At 47.8% G+C, this 17,902-nt stretch carries 13 protein-coding genes; 12 read left to right on the top strand and 1 reads right to left on the bottom strand.

Features of this window, described 5'->3' with window-relative positions; all coding sequences use genetic code 11:
• Position 1: 1 nt before the first annotated feature.
• From TBC1_RS02875 to TBC1_RS02905, 7 genes are all read left to right on the top strand, one after another.
• The gene (locus TBC1_RS02875; protein WP_062038270.1) at positions 2–1,744 is read left to right on the top strand and encodes a metallophosphoesterase family protein; all 1,743 of its coding nucleotides are present in this window, start codon (positions 2–4) and stop codon (positions 1,742–1,744) included.
• A gap of 17 nt (positions 1,745–1,761) precedes the next feature.
• Complete coding sequence (locus TBC1_RS02880) at positions 1,762–3,261, top strand: PA14 domain-containing protein (RefSeq protein WP_062038273.1); 1,500 nt, start codon at positions 1,762–1,764, stop codon at positions 3,259–3,261.
• Between the two features lie 140 nt (positions 3,262–3,401).
• Positions 3,402–4,253 carry an ROK family protein gene (locus TBC1_RS02885; RefSeq protein WP_062038276.1) on the top strand — a complete coding sequence of 284 codons (852 nt, stop codon included), beginning with the start codon at positions 3,402–3,404 and terminating at the stop codon, positions 4,251–4,253.
• 24 nt (positions 4,254–4,277) lie between these two features.
• Positions 4,278–5,303, top strand: coding sequence for an SIS domain-containing protein (locus TBC1_RS02890; RefSeq protein ID WP_062038279.1), 1,026 nt, complete (start codon positions 4,278–4,280; stop codon positions 5,301–5,303).
• A 62-nt stretch (positions 5,304–5,365) separates the two neighbouring features.
• The gene (locus tag TBC1_RS02895; protein ID WP_062038282.1) at positions 5,366–6,817 is read left to right on the top strand and encodes a pyridoxal phosphate-dependent decarboxylase family protein; all 1,452 of its coding nucleotides are present in this window, start codon (positions 5,366–5,368) and stop codon (positions 6,815–6,817) included.
• Positions 6,818–6,821: 4 nt separating this feature from the next.
• Positions 6,822–8,252, top strand: coding sequence for a pyridoxal phosphate-dependent decarboxylase family protein (locus TBC1_RS02900; RefSeq protein WP_062042679.1), 1,431 nt, complete (start codon positions 6,822–6,824; stop codon positions 8,250–8,252).
• 191 nt (positions 8,253–8,443) lie between these two features.
• On the top strand, positions 8,444–10,450 hold the full coding sequence (locus TBC1_RS02905; protein WP_062038285.1) for a urocanate hydratase: 2,007 nt from the start codon (positions 8,444–8,446) through the stop codon (positions 10,448–10,450).
• A gap of 179 nt (positions 10,451–10,629) precedes the next feature.
• Here TBC1_RS02905 and TBC1_RS02910 read toward each other — a convergent pair whose 3' ends face one another.
• Positions 10,630–12,303, bottom strand: a complete 1,674-nt coding sequence (locus TBC1_RS02910) for a T9SS type A sorting domain-containing protein (protein ID WP_137305396.1) — start codon at positions 12,301–12,303, stop codon at positions 10,630–10,632.
• Between the two features lie 226 nt (positions 12,304–12,529).
• On the opposite strand from TBC1_RS02910, the gene TBC1_RS02915 reads away from it, so the two are divergent.
• The 5 genes from TBC1_RS02915 to TBC1_RS02940 all read left to right on the top strand — a co-directional run bounded on the left by TBC1_RS02915 (position 12,530) and on the right by TBC1_RS02940 (position 17,895).
• Complete coding sequence (locus TBC1_RS02915; RefSeq protein ID WP_172668811.1) at positions 12,530–13,264, top strand: T9SS type A sorting domain-containing protein; 735 nt, start codon at positions 12,530–12,532, stop codon at positions 13,262–13,264.
• A 637-nt stretch (positions 13,265–13,901) separates the two neighbouring features.
• Positions 13,902–14,381, top strand: a complete 480-nt coding sequence (locus tag TBC1_RS02925; protein WP_062038297.1) for a DoxX family membrane protein — start codon at positions 13,902–13,904, stop codon at positions 14,379–14,381.
• Entirely contained in the window at positions 14,378–15,943 is a 1,566-nt protein-coding gene (locus TBC1_RS02930; RefSeq protein ID WP_062038300.1) for a Gfo/Idh/MocA family protein, read from the top strand. The genes TBC1_RS02925 and TBC1_RS02930 overlap by 4 nt, the downstream gene beginning before the upstream one ends.
• A gap of 16 nt (positions 15,944–15,959) precedes the next feature.
• Positions 15,960–17,027, top strand: a complete 1,068-nt coding sequence (locus tag TBC1_RS02935) for a Gfo/Idh/MocA family oxidoreductase (RefSeq protein WP_062038303.1) — start codon at positions 15,960–15,962, stop codon at positions 17,025–17,027.
• 16 nt (positions 17,028–17,043) lie between these two features.
• A complete protein-coding gene (locus tag TBC1_RS02940; protein ID WP_062038305.1) occupies positions 17,044–17,895 on the top strand; it encodes a sugar phosphate isomerase/epimerase family protein in 852 nt (283 codons plus the stop codon).
• Positions 17,896–17,902 lie beyond the last annotated feature (7 nt).

Here is a 17,902-nt window from a genome sequence, read left to right on the forward strand (position 1 = left end):
AATGCACCTGAAATATATCTTTTTCATTCAATTACTGATTTTTTCCATAAACGGAAACAGTCAGTTTATTCATCAAAGGCAGGTTTCAGGGGCAAATCCATGGACGTCAGCGCCTGAGATTTCAGGAGATAATTACAGGTTTATTGTTGCCGGAGATATTACCGGAGGAGAAGAACCCGGAGTTCTGGCAGAAGCGGTGCATAGAATTAATGAACTTTCTCCCGATTTTGTTATTACGGTTGGTGATCTGATTGACGGTTACACTACCGACAGCCTGCGGGCCGAGAGACAGTGGGATGATTTTCTGAAAGTGATCGGAAATCTTGAAATGCCCTTCTTTTTTACAGCCGGAAATCATGACATCACCAATCCAATGCTTGAGGATATCTGGAATCGCAGGTTTGGAAGCCTTTGGTATAGTTTTAAGGTTGGCAGTTCTTTATTTTTTGTAATCAATCCTGCAGGAATAGCCAACAAAGGTTTTGATGCCGGACAGCTTGAATATTTTAAGAGCAGGCTTGAAAATCATAATGCAGGTGCTCCGGTGTTTATTTTTATGCATTATCCGGCAAAGGAAATGGCTGACAATGATCATTTCGTCGAGTTCAGCCGTTTGCTGATGAATTACAATGCTTACTGGTTTTGCGGACATGAGCACCGGTATGTTTATGAAAAATTCAATGGACAGCCACATATTATGCTCGCCGGACTTGCCACCGGAGGACCGGGAATACGCGGGCACAAACTGGGAGAGTATCATAATCTTATGCAAATCTCAGTGCGGGGCAGTGAAGTGCGCATAGCAAACCTCGATCTCGCAGGACTATTGCCCGTGGATGCGGTGAACCCGTCAACAATAAAACAGGTTGATGTGTTGCGCCGCGGCAGTTGGGCTGAAGCTGAAGTTGTGTATTCAACGGACAGAATGGTTTCATCTGTTTTCACAAGAATGTTGCTGAAGAATGAAGGTGAATTCCCTTTACATGTCAGCGGCTCATTTATGTCAGAAAAAAATATCTCAATTAATCCGGTCCGGATTGATACGTTGATTCAGCCAGGTGAAACTTCACTCATTCCGGTGGAATTTTCAGCCCCGGAGAAGTTTGATTTAGCCGGCTTAAACGGAATTACATTCAATTCAACCGCTGAGTTTTATCAGCCGGGAGCAGCTTTAATGACTACGCATGAATTGATTGTTTTATCTGATTATCTCAGAATTTGCCATTATTCCGTTGATCCTCAGGTAAGTTTCACGGATACTGAAGTGCCTTTTGAAATTGAAGAAGACTGGGACTGGAAAGGGAATCATGATGCCTCATTCTCGCTTGAAACAACGCACGATGAAAAGCACATTCATATCAGCGTTAAAATAACCGATGACCGGTGGGTGTTGTCTGACCATAGGGCGCATGATAAACTGTTGGTTTATTTTTCTCCGGAAACCACATCGAAACCACAGCAGGCTTTTCAGTTTCAGTTCAATGCGGGCGAAGGCAGTGCCAGGGTTGTTTCCGCATCCGGAAGAAAAATCAAATTCAGGTCATCTGCTGAAATGCATGGTGAGGAAATGTATGTAAATCTGTCTGTTCCTGCCGGCCAGGTTAAAACGGGTTATTTCAGGCTGAACCTGATATACACCGATGTGGATGACCCGTCTGGTATTGATCATACAAAGTTGAACTGGCGTCCCTGGGAAACCTCCGGCAGGTGGAACAAGGGAGCCGGAATTTTTCTGGTAAAATAACTTTATTCAAAGATACTATGAGTATACCCTCTTTTATTCATTTCAGGACCAGGTGGCCAATGTCGCTGCTTTTGTTGCTGTGGTGCGGTTTTTCTGCTGCCCAGAATTCAGCAGTTCTAAGATTCCGTCATGGTGAACCATTTAAAATCGTTCAGTTTACTGATGTACATTGGGACAATACTCAACCCAATTGTGCTGAAACAGCATCGGTAATTAAGCATGTACTTGCCGCTGAAAAACCCGATCTTATAATCTTGACCGGAGACATCGTAACCTATTCTCCGGCTGCAAAGGGATGGGATGCCATTGCGGCTATAATGTCGGAGTCGGGTATTCCATGGGCTGTGACACTGGGCAATCACGACGATGAACCCGGGTTGTCCCGGTCAGAGATTTTTGATTTACTCGAACCCAAAAAGGGTTTTATCGCTCAAAAAGGGCCCGAAGAAATTTCCGGCACCGGCAACTATATACTGGAAATAAAAGCTTCAGATTCCGATAAAACCTCGGCGCTGATCTATTGCATTGATTCACATAGTTATCCTGAGGATAAAAAGTTGGGTAGTTACGACTGGGTCAAGTTTGATCAGATTGAGTGGTACAGAAAACAAAGCCGGAAGTTTACCGAAGTCAACGGTGGTAATCCATTGCCTGCACTGGCTTATTTTCATATTCCAACTCCTGAGTACAAAGAGGTATATGACTCAAAATCAAGCCTTGGAGAAAAAAACGAGGGAGTTGCTTCCCCATTGTTAAACTCGGGTTTGATTACTTCCATGATTGAGATGGGTGATGTAATGGGCACTTTTACCGGTCACGACCATGAAAACAATTACATAGCCTTGTATCACAGTCTGGCGTTGGCGTACGGACAGGTTACCGGAGTAAATGCTTATGGCAAGTTTGAACGCGGGGCCCGGGTGGTTGAAATTAGCGAAGGAGCTCACAGTTTTAATACCTGGATCAGGACAAATTCCGGAGTTAGCTTTCCCTATAATTTTCCTTTCGGAGGTACTTACGATGAATCAGCCTACGATTTTCTGAAAGCTGAGCAACTTTCAGACATGAAACCTGGCATCTCATTCAGTTATTTTGAGGGGGAATTCAAATCCACTGATGATTTTACAGGTTCTGAGCCCGTTAAAAATGGCCTTGTCAGGGAAATAACGCTGGAACCCCGGCAAGCAGAGGATCATTTCGGTTTTGAATTCAACGCCTGGATTGAAATTCCGGAAAAAGGGCTCTATCGCTTCTCTACTTATTCCGACGATGGATCCAGACTTTATATAGGAGGGAAATTGGTGGTTGATAATGACGGTTCGCACAGTGCAAGGCGAAAAGAAGGGGCTGTTGCACTGGAAAAAGGCCTGCATCAGTTCAAACTTTTATACTTTGATGACTATATGGGCCAAACCCTTGAAGCCGGGATTTCGGGACTTACGTTCAGAGAAAAACCGGTCACCGGGGCTATGCTTTTCATCCCGGAAACTAAAAGCAAGCCGGACCACAAAAAATAAACCTTCTCTTGTGTCTCTCCGGTTAGGGATTGCCCGGTTTTTAATCCGGAGAAATACTCTAAATAACAGTTAATCAATGCAATGCTTGTTTGTTTGCTGTACCTTGTAAGCAAAGGAGATTGCCCGAAATATGTTCTTTTATGACAAAAAGCAAAATGCTGGGTTTCGATATCGGCGGAACCAATCTAAGGGCCGGAGTAATTGAAAACGGAAGCGTTCTGAGCATTTACCGCGAACCCATTGGCGATCAGTTTGACGAACAGGGGACCATAAATCAGGTTATTAAACTGATATCTATGGCCATGTCGCCGGGAATAATTTCAATAGGTGTTGGAGTGCCCTCTGTGGTGGATGTCAAAACAGGGATAGTTTATGATACTGTCAACATCCCGTCCTGGAAGGAAGTGCCACTGAAAGACATTCTGGAAAAACAATTCGGAATTCCCGTTCTGATCAACAACGATGCAAATTGTTTTGTACTCGGTGAAAAATACTTTGGTTCGGGTAAAAACGTGAGTAATCTTACCGGACTTATTCTGGGAACAGGGGTAGGGGCCGGCCTTATCATGAATAACAAACTCGTTCCTGGCCATAATTGCGGAGCCGGCGAATTTGGGATGGTTTCCTACCTGGAGCACGATTATGAGTATTATTGCGGAGGAGGGAATTTCGAACTACTCTATGGTAACAGTGCTGTTGAAATATCCAGACTGGCCGGAGCGGGCAATCCGGAAGCATTGAGAATCTGGAACACTTACGGAAAGCACCTGGCCGAATTGATTAAACTTGTGCTTTACACGGCCGATCCCCAATCCATTGTTCTGGGAGGTTCACTTTCGCAGGCATATCCGTTCTTTAAGGAGAGTATGCTGCAATCACTGCAAACATTTGCCTTCAGAAATACACTGAAAAACCTGAGTATTCATGTTTCGGAGCTTGAATATGCCGGCGTGCTCGGGGCGGCCTGCCTGTACAACGATTCCGGGATATGAACGGCAACTATAATTAAAACAGCAATGAAAACCACTGAGGAAAGATACCAGCGTTTCAGCTTATGCCGTGAGATGTCTGAAACCATCGGCATTGTCAGAAATTTTGATCCGGGCAGATTAATTCCACTGGCTGAAGAATTATCCTCGAAGGATAAACTGATGCTGGCCGGGGAGGGGAGCAGCCGGATTTTTCCGGCCATGAATGCCATCAGCAACCTGCTGAAAAATTCTGCAAATAAAACAATCATCACCGAAGGCTGTCTTCAGGCAATGGAATATAATCTTGGTGATTTTGCTGTTTTGGGGTTGAGCAACTCGGGCCGTACCCGTGAACTGCTCAATCTGTTCGGGAAACTGCGTCATGAAAAACATGATGCACTTTATTCCGTCACTGCTTATGCGGACTCGCCGGTAACAGGAATTTCCAGGGCATGCGTTCTGAATTGCGGACCCGAGAAGGCTGTTGCTGCAACAAAAAGCGTGGTGGAACAGGCCCTGACACTGCAGGTTTTAACAAGTTTCTATGCCGGTGATTTTTCTGCATTGAACGATGATTTTAAAGAAACCACCCGGAGACTCGCAAATGCACTGGAATACACATTGACTGCTGATATTGAAACAGATATAATAAAGGTTTATGCCGGGGCTTCAAAGGTCTATTTTGCAGGGCGAAACAATGGAGTAGCCGAAGAACTGGCTTTAAAGGCGAACGAGATTACCCGTAAAAAGTCAATGTATCTCGGGGGGACCTTTCTTTTACATGGGATTGAAGAAGTAATGGATGCCGGTGAAATAGTGATCCTGGTTGACCCCTGGCAAAGTGAAGAAGAGAAAATCAGGAAGGTGATCAGTCATGGCGCGGGCCTGCAGGTATTTGCCATCAGCAGCCGGCAGACTTCTTTCCCCACCATCCTGGTGCCGGATTTGAAGAAATTTCAAGGTTATATTCAGCTTCTTGCCGGTTGGAATCTGCTGGTGGAAGCGGGATTATCCATGGGGATTAACATTGACAAAGGCCTTCGGGCCAGAAAGATTGGCAACGAAGGGTGATTTTGCATTCCAGGCCGGGTGGGGAGAGAAAATATTTAATTTTACCACCCAAACCTCCTGCAATGAAACCATTACTCGAAAAAGCCTTTGATCCTGAAGATTTTCGCCGTGAAGGCCATAAGCTCGTTGATCTGCTCACCTCTTATCTCGAAAGCTGCCGGCAAAAAGCTCAGATGCCGGTATTACCACCTTCTGATCCGGAAACGATGGCAGGATTCTGGAAGAATGACCTGCTGAATCCCGGGTTTGAACTTCAGTCCTTTTACTCAACCCTCATTGCGCAATCCAATCATATTCACCATCCCCGTTACATGGGGCATCAGGTGGTGCCTCCGGCGCCGCTTTCAGCATTGACTGAGCTGCTGGAAGCCTTGCTGAATAACGGAATGGCGATTTACGAGATGGGTCCGGCTGCCACGGCCATCGAGCGGGTTGTACTGCAATGGCTGGCACAGCGCCTGGGAATGCCTGACGCCGCTGATGGGGTGCTAACCTCCGGAGGTTCGGCTGGAAACCTTACAGCCCTGCTCGCTGCCCGTCAGGCTGTGTGCGGGCATAACATCTGGGAAGAAGGTAATCAAGATCATGCACCGCTGGCAATTATGGTATCTGACGAAGCCCATTACAGTATGGCACGGGCTGCCCGCATCATGGGTTGGGGTGAAAAGGGTGTAGTGAAGGTGCCGGTAAATGACAGAATGCAGCTTGATGCCGGCAAACTGAAAGAAGCATTACATGATGCCAAAGCCCGCGGACTCCAGGTGATTGCATTGGTTGGAAACGCTTGTTCAACATCAACGGGTTCATACGATCCTCTCAATGAGATGGCTGATTTTGCGCAGGAAAACAATCTCTGGTTTCATGTGGATGGCGCGCATGGCGGGGCTGCAGCCCTTACAAATAAATACAGCCATCTCACCAAAGGAATTGAAAAGGCAGATTCGGTGGTGATCGATTTCCATAAAATGATGCTGGCGCCGGCCCTGACTACTGCAGTGCTTTTTAAAAACGGAGCGCATTCCTACGAAACATTTGCACAGAAGGCCGCTTACCTCCTGGCTTCAGGGGCTCAGAAGCCCTGGTACGACAGTGCCGGGCGTACCCTGGAATGCACAAAAAAGATGCTGGGAGTTAAAGTTTATGCAATGATCAAACTATACGGAGATCAACTCTTCAGCGATTATGTTGAAAGCGCTTATGATCTCGGGCAGGAGTTTTTTAACCTGCTCAGCCTGCAAAGCGATTTTGAACCTGCCCTTAAACCCGACGGGAATATTGTGTGCTTCAGGTTTAAGCCTGAGGGTTTTAACGGCAACCTCTGTGTGCTGAATGCCGAAATCAGAAAGAAAATTCTGAATGATGCAGGATTTTATGTTGTGCAGACACAAATACTGGGGCAGGTTTATCTCAGGGTAACCCTGATGAACCCTTTCACTGAAATCAATGATCTGAATGATTTATTGCTGTTAATCAGAGAATTGGGTAACGGGATTTTAGAAACTGCTAATGCTTGAAGTTATGGACAGCAAAGAATTCCGGAAACAGGCGCATGTCCTTGCCGACAGAATGGCTGATTATTTTGAAGAGATTTCGGATTATCCCGTCAAATCTCAGGTGAAACCGGGCGAAATACTTTCAGCTTTGCCTTTATCAGCGCCGGTAAATGGGGAATCTTTCGAAACGATTATGTCTGATTTCGAAAGAATTATCATGCCGGGAATTACTCACTGGCAAAGCCCGTCTTTCTTTGCTTTCTTCCCGGCAAATTCAAGTTATCCATCGGTATTGGCCGAAATGCTCACTGCCGCTTTGGGCCAGCAGGGAATGATTTGGGAGACATCGCCTGCAGCTACCGAACTTGAACAGCGTGTTATGGAGTGGCTGCGCGAACTTTGCGGTCTCCCGGCTTCCTGGACAGGTGTAATCCAGGATACGGCTTCGGCATCAACGCTCACGGCGCTGCTGAGCGCGCGCGAAAAAACTACCGGATTCAGAACAAACCTTGAAGGCTTCACTGGCATGGGAAAGCTCAGGGTGTATTGTTCTTCCGAAACACATTCATCCATTGAAAAAGCCGTAAAGATTGCCGGTTTCGGAAAAAACAATCTGGTAAAGGTAGCGGTGGATGAAAATTTTGCCTTGATTTCCGCTCAGCTTGAGATGGCTATCAAAGAAGATCTGAAGAAAGGATATACGCCGTGTGCTGCGGTTGCCAGCATCGGCACCACAGGTTCTACGGCTGTGGATCCGGTAGATGAAATCGGTAAAATTTGTGAACGCTACAAAATCTGGCTGCATGTGGATGCCGCCTTTGGCGGAACCGCTTTCCTGCTCCCTGAAATGAGGCATTTTGCTGCAGGACTGGAATATGCCGACAGCTACGTTTTTAATCCGCACAAATGGATGTTTACCAACTTTGATGCTTCGGCCTATTTTGTGCGTGATCCTGAATTGCTGATCCGGACTTTTGAAATACTGCCCGAATATCTCAAAACCCGTACACGCGGACTGGTAAACGACTACCGCGATTGGGGCGTTGCCCTTGGAAGAAGGTTCAGGGCACTCAAACTCTGGTTCGTTATCCGGAGCTTTGGTGCAGAAGGACTCAGGGAAAAGATCAGACTTCATAACTCCCTGGCCGGCTGGCTGAAAGACAGAGTCAGCGAACATCCCGATTTTGAACTTATGGCCCCTGTAGACTTCAGCCTGGTTTGTTTCAGGTATAAACCCAAAGTGCTATCCGCCGGAGAAGATCTTGATCGTATAAATGCTTCCCTGCTATCAGAACTTAACGGGAGCGGAAAACTTTACCTCTCCCACACCCGGCTCAATGGCAGATTTGTCTTAAGGATGGTCACTGCCCAGACAACCATCACCAGAGACCATGTGCTGCGGGCCTGGGACCTGATACAACAAACAGCGTTGAAGTTGTCCTTAAAAATTGAGTGATCTGAGCTATTCTTCATATTGGTGCTGATATTTCTCATTCTTTAACCGGTATTCTTTCACCATACCGGATGGTATGCCAATATCTGCAACCAGCGTGTTTGTTACTCCCGGCCGGTTGTTCACAATTTCTTGCCACACCAGATTCCTTTATTACCTTTGCGGCATTAAAAGCTACCAAATAAATTATTATCATGCAACTTGCTGATTTCCGGAAATCTGTAATGGAAGGAATTCCTTCGGAACTTCCTTTACCTCAACCTTTCGACGACGCCGTGAGCCATGCTCCTGTGCGCAAGGATATACTTACAGCCAATGAGAAAAAACTGGCACTGCGCAATGCACTCCGTTATTTCGATCCTGTGCATCACCCGGTGCTGGCTCCCGAGTTTGCCGATGAACTGAAGAAGTACGGCCGGATTTATATGTACCGGTTCAGGCCGTCATACCCCATGTACGCGCGGCCCATTGAAGAATATCCGGCGAAATCAAAACAGGCGGCAGGCATTATGCTGATGATACAGAATAACCTGGATCCAGCCGTTGCCCAGCATCCGCATGAACTCATCACCTATGGAGGCAACGGGGCTGTGTTTCAAAACTGGGCGCAGTACCTGCTTACCATGAAGTACCTTTCAGAAATGACGGATGAGCAGACACTGGTAATGTATTCGGGCCACCCCATGGGGCTTTACCCGTCGCACAAGGATGCCCCAAGGGTGGTGGTTACTAATGGAATGGTTATCCCCAACTACTCCAAACCCGACGACTGGGAGCGTTTCAACGCGCTGGGCGTTTCGCAGTACGGGCAGATGACGGCCGGCAGCTACATGTACATTGGCCCCCAGGGCATCGTACACGGAACTACCATTACCGTGCTCAACGCAGGGCGTAAAATCGCCGGTGCGGGTCATGGGCTGGGAGGAACGCTCTTTGTAACTTCGGGACTTGGCGGGATGAGCGGCGCTCAACCCAAAGCAGGGAACATTGCCGGTGTGGTGACCATCTGCGCCGAGATAAATCCCCATGCCGCGCACAAACGGCATAGCCAGGGCTGGGTGGATGAGATTTCCGACGATGCGGATACCGCCATTGACCTGGCAATGAAATACCGGAAGGAGAAAAAAGCCCGTTCCATAGCCTACCTGGGCAATATCGTAGACCTCTGGGAACGGCTTGCAGAACGCAATATCCCTGTTGATCTGGGCTCCGATCAGACCTCGCTGCATAACCCCTGGGCCGGAGGTTATTACCCCGTGGGACTTTCCTATGAAGACTCCAACGAAATGATGGCGCATCAGCTGGAGGAGTTCAAAAAGCGGGTGCAGGAAACCCTCAGGCGTCACGTTGCTGCAGTTAACAAGCTCTGCAGCCGCGGAATGTACTTCTTCGACTACGGCAATGCCTTCCTGCTTGAGTCGGGCAGGGCGGGTGCCGATATCTTCAAAGCCGATGGCAGTTTTAAATATCCTTCCTACGTACAGGATATTATGGGGCCCATGTGCTTCGACTATGGGTTCGGGCCCTTCCGCTGGGTGTGTACATCGGGCAGCGCAGCCGATCTGGATACCACCGACCGCATTGCCATGGAGGTACTGGAAGAAATTGCCGCCACTGCTCCTGCTGAAATCAGTCAGCAGATGAAAGACAATATACAATGGATCCGGGGAGCCAAGGAAAACCGTCTGGTAGTCGGCTCGCAGGCAAGAATCCTTTATGCCGACTGCGAAGGACGGACTAAAATAGCCGCTGAATTCAACAAAGCCATTGCCGACGGGCGGATCTCCGCACCGGTAGTGCTGGGCCGCGACCATCACGATGTATCGGGTACCGACTCACCCTTCAGGGAGACCTCCAACATTTATGACGGCAGCAGCTTCACCGCCGATATGGCCATCCATAATGTGATCGGCGATTCCTTCAGGGGTGCAACCTGGGTTTCCATTCATAACGGTGGCGGTGTAGGCTGGGGTGAAGTCATCAACGGAGGTTTCGGTATGCTCCTCGATGGCAGCGCCGACAGCGACCGCCGTCTGCGCGCAATGCTTTACTGGGACGTGAACAACGGCATCAGCCGCCGCTCCTGGGCAAGAAACGAAGGCGCCGTTTTCGCCATTAAGCGGGCCATGGAGGCGGAACCCCTGTTGAAAGTGACCCTGCCCAATATGGCGGATGACAAAATTATTGATGCACTCTTTTAGTTTTTTTTGAATTGTATTTCTGCCCGGTTGAATCATGCGAAGCAACCGGGCAGTTTTGTTATTTCCGAATCAGGAGGCCCTTCGTCTGTTATCAATAGATTATAAAGTCATTCCGAAGTACACATAAAAAAACCTGCGTTGAAGGCCGCAGGTTTTTATATTTTTTCAGAACCGGGTTCTTATCTGCTGACGCTCAGCTTGCGACTGCTGATCCCGTTTCCGTTATCCAGTTGTATCATGTAGATACCGGCCGGCCAGTTTGAAGTATTGATATCAATCTTCTGTATCAGATCGGCTGGTGCATTCATTTCATTGATATACACCCGTTGTCCGAGCTGGTTGATGATACTGATCTTTACGGTCTGGTTTCTTTCAGGAGTAAATCCGATGAATACCTGTTCTCCGGCGGGGTTGGGATAAACCTCAAATTCGGTCAGAACCGGCAGGTGGCTGACACCCACACTCACCACATTAAACTGGGCGGTAAGCATTGAACCGAAATCAGTGCCCTGGGCGATGGTTTGCGAACCGGATGAGAGCCTGACAAAGCCTGCGCCATTGGTACAGCAGATTCCGTTACCGCCGGCATCGTAAACGAAGAAATCATAGCAACCGTCAGCCTCAAGCTGCACATCGGTATTGATGACCGTTCCTGACTCGGTATAAGGCCCTCCGCTGGCAACCACCTCTCCGGCCATATTTTTGATTTCCCAGGTGGTTTCATGAGGATTGTTATCGGTTCTTACCTTCACGAGCAGGTCGCGGGTTGTCTGAAGGGCTGTTGCAAAATCATGTACAAGGGTATCGTTGCGGGTGTATCCGTCGCTTCCTCCATTAACACTGGCTGCCCATACTTTCAACTGATTGTTTTCCTGAAGCTGGTAGTTCAGCGCGGGAAGTTCAATTTCAACCGACTGCAGCGGATCCAGATTACCTGTCCAGTTGTAAACAAAAGTCTCCTCATCATTCACCTGGTAATTAAGTTCTACGGCAGTTACAGCATTGTTGCCGTTATTGCGGAATCTTAACAGAGGATTGAGGGTTTCATTGCAATAGCGGTCTGTCATATTGGGCAGCGAAAGCACTTCCACATCATTGGCATACAAACCGACATAATTGCCCGGGGTAAGGTTGCACGACTGATAAATTTCTTTTGACAGCGTATTCTGCACATATCCGACAAGGCTCAGCTCATTGATATTGTATACGTTTGCTAAAACCCAGTATGACTCAATAATCAGGTAGTCGCCGGCAGCCATCGGGGTAGGAAGGGATTGCCCGGATTTGGAAGGAAGCAGTTTCTTCATCACATTATAGAAGTCCTTTTCGCCGTTGCTTCCCGGAGCTGAGTTAAAATGAATATGTTTTTCAATCACGGCTGCCGTTGCAGCAATTTGTCCGGTAATTTCCGCTGTAGCCTCTACCACCAGGGTAACAAACAAGGTGTCCTGACCGGACGAAAGCCGCTGAAAAGCCATAAGATTGCAGGGTGAAGGTACCGCATACCGCTGGTTTACGGAGTTGATATTCCATCCGTTAGGATGGCCATTGTAAAAATTGCCATCGAGTACTGAGTTCGGGACGCTGCTCACATTGTAATAAGAGGTTCTGCCTGCATTATCAACGGTATTGTGGTTATACATGGGGTCGAATCCCGGCCAGCTGGTATGGTAATTAATGGAGGTAATCTTATCCGGGTTGTTCACCAGCAAAGTATGGATGGAGGGGTTGTAGGTGGCACAGGGCCCGCAGCTTGCCTGTGTAAAGTGCTCAAGCAGCACCAGCCGCTGAGATTGTGCATAAAGACCGGAGGAAAGCAACAGCACGGCTGCAATCAGGGTTAATCTTTTCATAAGCTGTGTTTGTTTGTCGTTATGCAAATATCTGCATTTTTAAATAGCAAAACCGGAGGTTGAAAAGTTTTTAATATTTTTTTTGAAGATTGATTGCAATTATGAAGCTGAAAGTATTAGTTTTGCAATGCTAATTGGGGGTTCTTTGTTAGCGTTATTTTTTTTGAATCAGCCAATGTTTTGCATGGTTTTTGCATTAAATTTCTTGTTTCTCAAAAACAATCCTATGAAAAAAATATTACTCTCACTGATTATCGGCACTTTTATTCTGTCGGTTGGTAATGCCCAGTCATTAGTCATTAAGGATAAAACCGGAGTGGATGTATCCGGGCAGACCATTGATCATTACTGTACTCCGGGTGTTGGATTTGTTTCTCTTGGCCTGGATGTTTACAATGTTTCTGAAACTGCGAAAAATGTCAAAGTGAGGAAAAATGATATGGCCCTGGTAGAAGGTTCTTTCTCCAACATCTGCTGGTTGTCCTGCTATCCTGATTTTATATTGGAAACACCGGATCCTTTGCTTATCGAGCCTGGCTCTTTTGTAACCAACTTTACTGGTGACCTTACCTATGGCAGTATTCAGGGGACTTCAACCGTGAAATTTACCTTCTTCGATATGGATAACGATTCAGATTCGAGTTTTGTAGTTATTAACTTCATCATCGGTACTTTGGGGATTAATAATAACGTCTCGCTCAAAGCTGCAACCGTTTCAAATGCTTATCCCAACCCGGCTGTGTCAGTGGCTGCCATTGAATACAAATTGCCCGCCGGAGTAAGAAATGCAAGCATTAAAGTCAATAACCTGCTTGGCAACATCATTCAGGAAATAGCACTCAGCAATGCAGAAGGCAAAGTAACCTTAGATGTTGCAAACCTCAGCAATGGCGTATATTTTTACTCACTGATCATAGATAATTCTGCCGTTTCCACACGAAAATTCATTGTGAAGCGTTAGATACTCAATACTTGGATTACTTGGATTACTTGTTTAGCTTAATGTGAAGAGATTCCCCGGTGATGCCGGGGATTTTCTTTTTTGTACCGGGCCATTTCTTCCAGAGAAAGAATTTTCTTAACTCCGGATTTTAGTAAAGCCGGTAAAAGTTCAGTGCCTGATTCTCTTTGTCTGCCTGCATCCCCACTGAGGCCTTTCCCTTTATAAGTGGCCGGGATCCCTCACATTTTAAGTGAATACCAATAAATCCCCACTCTTCTTTAAAGTCTTATTATTCCGGCAATTATCCCATATATGTACAGGTAATCCTGTCATTGACCTGTCTGCTTGTGTCATTGGCCTGAATTACTGTTATCTTCAGACTATAAAATTTATAAACAAAACCTTAAATTTTTTCAATACAATTCCTTTAAAGGGAAAGAAAGGAAGCATTTTTCCTTAAATTTGAAGCAGGCATTTTTCTTTAAGGATGGCGATATGGTTTGACTTTCCTGAATAATGATTTTGCCTTTGGTGGTTCCATTACAGTGACGGAAGAATCCGGAAGGATCAGGTAAAATCCCGGATATCACTGACGGTTCCGGCCTGGTGGACGATCCGGGATTAGAATTAGTAAAGTATAAGTTATTCATTCTGCATGAAATACTCCAAAACCGGTCTGGTTGCACTTGTCGTACTCCGGCTTGCCACAGGATGGCACTTTTTTTATGAAGGGATGGTAAAAGTTCTGAATCCCGACTGGACTTCAAAGGCCTACCTGCTCGACTCCGGCGGGTTCCTGAAAAGCATGTTTGAATGGATGGCGTTGAATGACAGCGTATTGCCCGTAGTTGATTTTCTGAATGCCTGGGGCCTTACCCTGATCGGGCTTTCCCTGCTACTGGGTATTTTCTGCCGGGCCGGAGCTTTAGCCGGGATGCTGTTGCTGCTTTTCTATTACTTGTCGCATCCGGCATTCCCGGGCATCGAATACCTGTTCCCGACCGACGGTAGCTATTTTATCATCAATAAAACACTTGTAGAACTCTTTGCCCTGTTTGTGATTTTTGCCTTTCCCACTGCGCATATTATCGGAGTGGAAAGGTTTTGGGCTGCGAAAAACAGAAGACCTGAATGAAAAAGGATGAGCAAAATGATAAAAAAGGGATCAGCCGGCGCGATATGCTGGCCGGTCTGGCTTCCCTTCCGGTGCTTGGCGCTTTGGGCTATGGACTTTTTCTTCATGCAAGCGAGCGGAATAAGTATAAGTCAGGCCTGCTGAAAGGCATAAAACCGGTTTTGCCATCCGGAATTCCTCCATTGGTTGATGGTCCGGTTTTGCGCCTGGGTGTTGTCGGCACGGGCGGCAGGGGAATGTATATCATGAAAGCACTGGGATTTGTCCTTCCTGAGCGGATCGACGAATGGAAATCCCGGGCAGCCACCGACAAATACTGGAGGGATTACCTGGATGAATTTATGGCCCAGGAGCAGCTCAATGTGAGGGTTACCGGGGTTTGCGATGTATTCGGAAAGCATGCCGCGGAGGGAATGGCCGCCGGTTCCAACCTTTACCGGAACGGGCAGTCGGGTGAAATGGCGGATGTGCCCCGCCGTTACCTTACTTATCAGGAATTATGCGCCTCGCCTGATGTGGACGCGGTGATTGTCGCCACCCCCGACCATCTTCATGTACCCGTTGCCCTCGAAGCAGCCCGCAACGGAAAGCATGTGTACTGTGAAAAGCCTTTGTCATGGACGGTTGAGGAGACTTTTGAGGCAAGAAAGGTAGTTAAGGATACCGGCATCGTATTTCAACTGGGGCATCAGGGCAGGCAGACCGAAAGTTACCAGGTGGCGAAATCCCTGATTGAACAGGATGTTATCGGCAAGATATCGCTGATTGAAGTCTGCACAAACCGCAACGACCCCAACGGCGCATGGGTTTATGATATTGATCCCGAAGCCAATGAAAATAGCATTGACTGGAAACAGTTTATCGGTCCGGCCCCGTGGCACGATTTCAGTCTGGAACGCTTTTTCCGCTGGCGCTGCTGGTGGGATTACAGCACAGGCCTGAGCGGGGATCTCTTCACCCATGAATACGATGCCCTCAACCAGATACTTGGCCTGGGCATCCCGCATTCAGCCATGGCTTCTGGGGGTATATATTTTTATAAAGACGGCCGCACTGTGCCCGATGTACTCAATATGGCCTTCGAATACCCTGAGCGGGACCTTACCCTGCTCTACAGCGCCACCCTGAGCAGTGAAAAAAACCGGGGCAAGAGCATCATGGCCCACGATGCCTGGATGGAGCTGGATGAAACCCTCACCGTTTACCTTGACAGAAGTTCCACCCGCTACAAAGACCAGATTGAAAAGGGATTGCTGGAACCAAATAAACCCATATTCTCTTATGTTCCCGGGCAGGATAAAATTGATGCCATCACAACACCTACCGAGAAATATTTTGCCGGCAGGGGGCTGCTCTACACTTACCGTGACGGAAAGGCGGTAGATACCACGCACCTGCATCTTCGCGAATGGCTGAACTGCATCCGGCTGAACAACGGAACACAGCCCAGTTGCGATATTGATCAGGCCTTTGAAGAAGCGATTACTGCCCATATGGGAACCATTTCTTACCATGAGAAAAGGCGCACATTCTGGGATGCAGTCAATGAACGCATTATATGATTAATAGCAAAAGCAGATGAATCTGACAACCGCACAGTCCGGGCACATTATTCCGACGGGAATCGCTGGTTTCGGTTTTTCCGGGAAGGTGTTTCATGCGCCTTTCGTCCATGCGCATCCGGGCTATCGTTTGTCTGCATTTGTTACTACCGGAAATGAAGCGGCTCAATTGTATCCGTCTGCAAAGATTTACCGGAGTTTTAAAGAGGTCCTCGCGGTTGAGGACCTTGAGATGATTGTCCTGTGTACCCCGCACCCGCTGCATGTTTCCCAGGCCATTGAGGTTATGAGGGCAGGCAAGCATGTGGTGATCGAAAAACCAGTGGCCATGAACAGCCGTGATGCCGGGAAACTGATCAGTGCCGTTTCGGAAACGGGCAGGCAGTGGTTTCCTTATCATAACCGGCGCTGGGATGGGGATTTCCTTACCGTCCGTCAATTGATTTTATCCGGCGTCCTCGGGCAGATCGTTGAGTTCCGATCGCACTTCGACCGGTATAATCCGGTAGTCGGAAGGGCCGGATGGCGGTACCTCGATGATGACGGGGGCGGAACCCTTTTTGATCTCGGGCCTCACCTGATCGATCAGGCGGTTGCCCTTTTCGGGAAGCCGGATTCGGTATGGTGTAAATTATACCGCCAGCGGAAGGAGAGCAAAGCATCCGACGGCTTTGACCTGAAACTTTTTTACCCTGAAACCACGGTTTCACTGGGTGCCGGAGTGTTTATGTCGGAACCGGGCCCGCGGTTTGTGGTGCATGGCACTAAGGGTTCATTTATCAAATATGGCACGGATCCGCAGGAAGCCCGGTTGAAAAACGGCCGGAAAGCCGGTGCCCCGGCAACCGGCAGGGAGTTGAAAAAGCATTACGGTACGCTCACCACAGTCAGCGACGGGGTGATAAAACGTCAGCGGATCCCGACATTAGAAGGGAATTATCTGAGTTTTTATGATAATGTTTATAATGTTCTCACATCAGGACAGGCGCCTGAGGTAAGCCGGGAAGACGCCCTGCTTAACCTGCAGGTCACCGAAACTGCCATCCGGAGTGATGCTGAGGGCAGGGTCATTGCCATGGTCTAACTTTAATTGGAAAAATATGTCTGGTCGCCGCGATTTTTTAAAGTCACTCACACTGGTCTCAGGCTCGGTTGCCCTGGGTTTATCTTCCGCTTGCAAGAACACTTTGAAGCAGAAAAAACTTCTTGCAGGGATTCAGTTATGGACATTGAGGAATGAGATGGGAAATGACCCGGAAGGAACGCTGAAAAAACTGGCCGTGATGGGATACGACACGTTGGAAGCCTATGGCTTTGATGGACAGTTTTATGGACGGGATGCAAAGGAATTCAGCCGTTTTTGTGCTGAACTGGGCCTGGAACTGATCAGCAGCCATACCGGGATAACGGATGAAAATGCCACAGCATATGCGCGGGCTGCCGCCGAAGCCGGCCTTGAATACCTGATCCTGCCATCGATGATGGGCAGGCCGGAAAAGAGTGCGGATGATTTTAAGCGGGTCGCCGGAGAAATGAACCGTATCGGAGCAGCCTGTAAACAAGCCGGGATAAAATTTGGCTATCATAACCATGATTTTGAATTCCGCGAACTTGACGGAAAACTGCCTTATCATATTTTGCTGGAGGAGACCGATCCGTCTCTGGTGTCGTTTCAGCCCGATTTGTACTGGATGGTAAAGGCCGGGCAGGATCCGCAGGAGTATTTCGCTGCCTTTCCCGGGCGCTTCACCACCTGGCATCTCAAGGATATGGGGAATGATGGGGATAGTTGTATCATAGGAAACGGGTCGGTTGATTTCAAAGGATACCTGATGGATCGTGATCAGGCCGGGCTTGAGTATATTTTTGTTGAACAGGAGCAGTATGCCGAAGGCCCGCCGCTTTATTGTGCAGAACAGAGTTTGTTATATATCCGGAAGAATTTGCTGTAACCTTAAA

Origin of the sequence: Lentimicrobium saccharophilum (assembly GCF_001192835.1) — a bacterium.
GTDB lineage: Bacteria > Bacteroidota > Bacteroidia > Bacteroidales > Lentimicrobiaceae > Lentimicrobium > Lentimicrobium saccharophilum.

Bases quoted from the DNA above. Each gene is read 5' to 3' on its own strand.
- TBC1_RS02875 (WP_062038270.1), top strand. From the start codon at position 2: ATGCACCTGAAATATATCTTTTTCATTCAATTACTGATTTTTTCCATA.
- TBC1_RS02880 (WP_062038273.1), top strand. From the start codon at position 1,762: ATGAGTATACCCTCTTTTATTCATTTCAGGACCAGGTGGCCAATGTCG.
- TBC1_RS02885 (WP_062038276.1), top strand. From the start codon at position 3,402: ATGACAAAAAGCAAAATGCTGGGTTTCGATATCGGCGGAACCAATCTA.
- TBC1_RS02890 (WP_062038279.1), top strand. From the start codon at position 4,278: ATGAAAACCACTGAGGAAAGATACCAGCGTTTCAGCTTATGCCGTGAG.
- TBC1_RS02895 (WP_062038282.1), top strand. From the start codon at position 5,366: ATGAAACCATTACTCGAAAAAGCCTTTGATCCTGAAGATTTTCGCCGT.
- TBC1_RS02900 (WP_062042679.1), top strand. From the start codon at position 6,822: ATGGACAGCAAAGAATTCCGGAAACAGGCGCATGTCCTTGCCGACAGA.
- TBC1_RS02905 (WP_062038285.1), top strand. From the start codon at position 8,444: ATGCAACTTGCTGATTTCCGGAAATCTGTAATGGAAGGAATTCCTTCG.
- TBC1_RS02910 (WP_137305396.1), bottom strand. From the start codon at position 12,303: ATGAAAAGATTAACCCTGATTGCAGCCGTGCTGTTGCTTTCCTCCGGT.
- TBC1_RS02915 (WP_172668811.1), top strand. From the start codon at position 12,530: ATGAAAAAAATATTACTCTCACTGATTATCGGCACTTTTATTCTGTCG.
- TBC1_RS02925 (WP_062038297.1), top strand. From the start codon at position 13,902: ATGAAATACTCCAAAACCGGTCTGGTTGCACTTGTCGTACTCCGGCTT.
- TBC1_RS02930 (WP_062038300.1), top strand. From the start codon at position 14,378: ATGAAAAAGGATGAGCAAAATGATAAAAAAGGGATCAGCCGGCGCGAT.
- TBC1_RS02935 (WP_062038303.1), top strand. From the start codon at position 15,960: ATGAATCTGACAACCGCACAGTCCGGGCACATTATTCCGACGGGAATC.
- TBC1_RS02940 (WP_062038305.1), top strand. From the start codon at position 17,044: ATGTCTGGTCGCCGCGATTTTTTAAAGTCACTCACACTGGTCTCAGGC.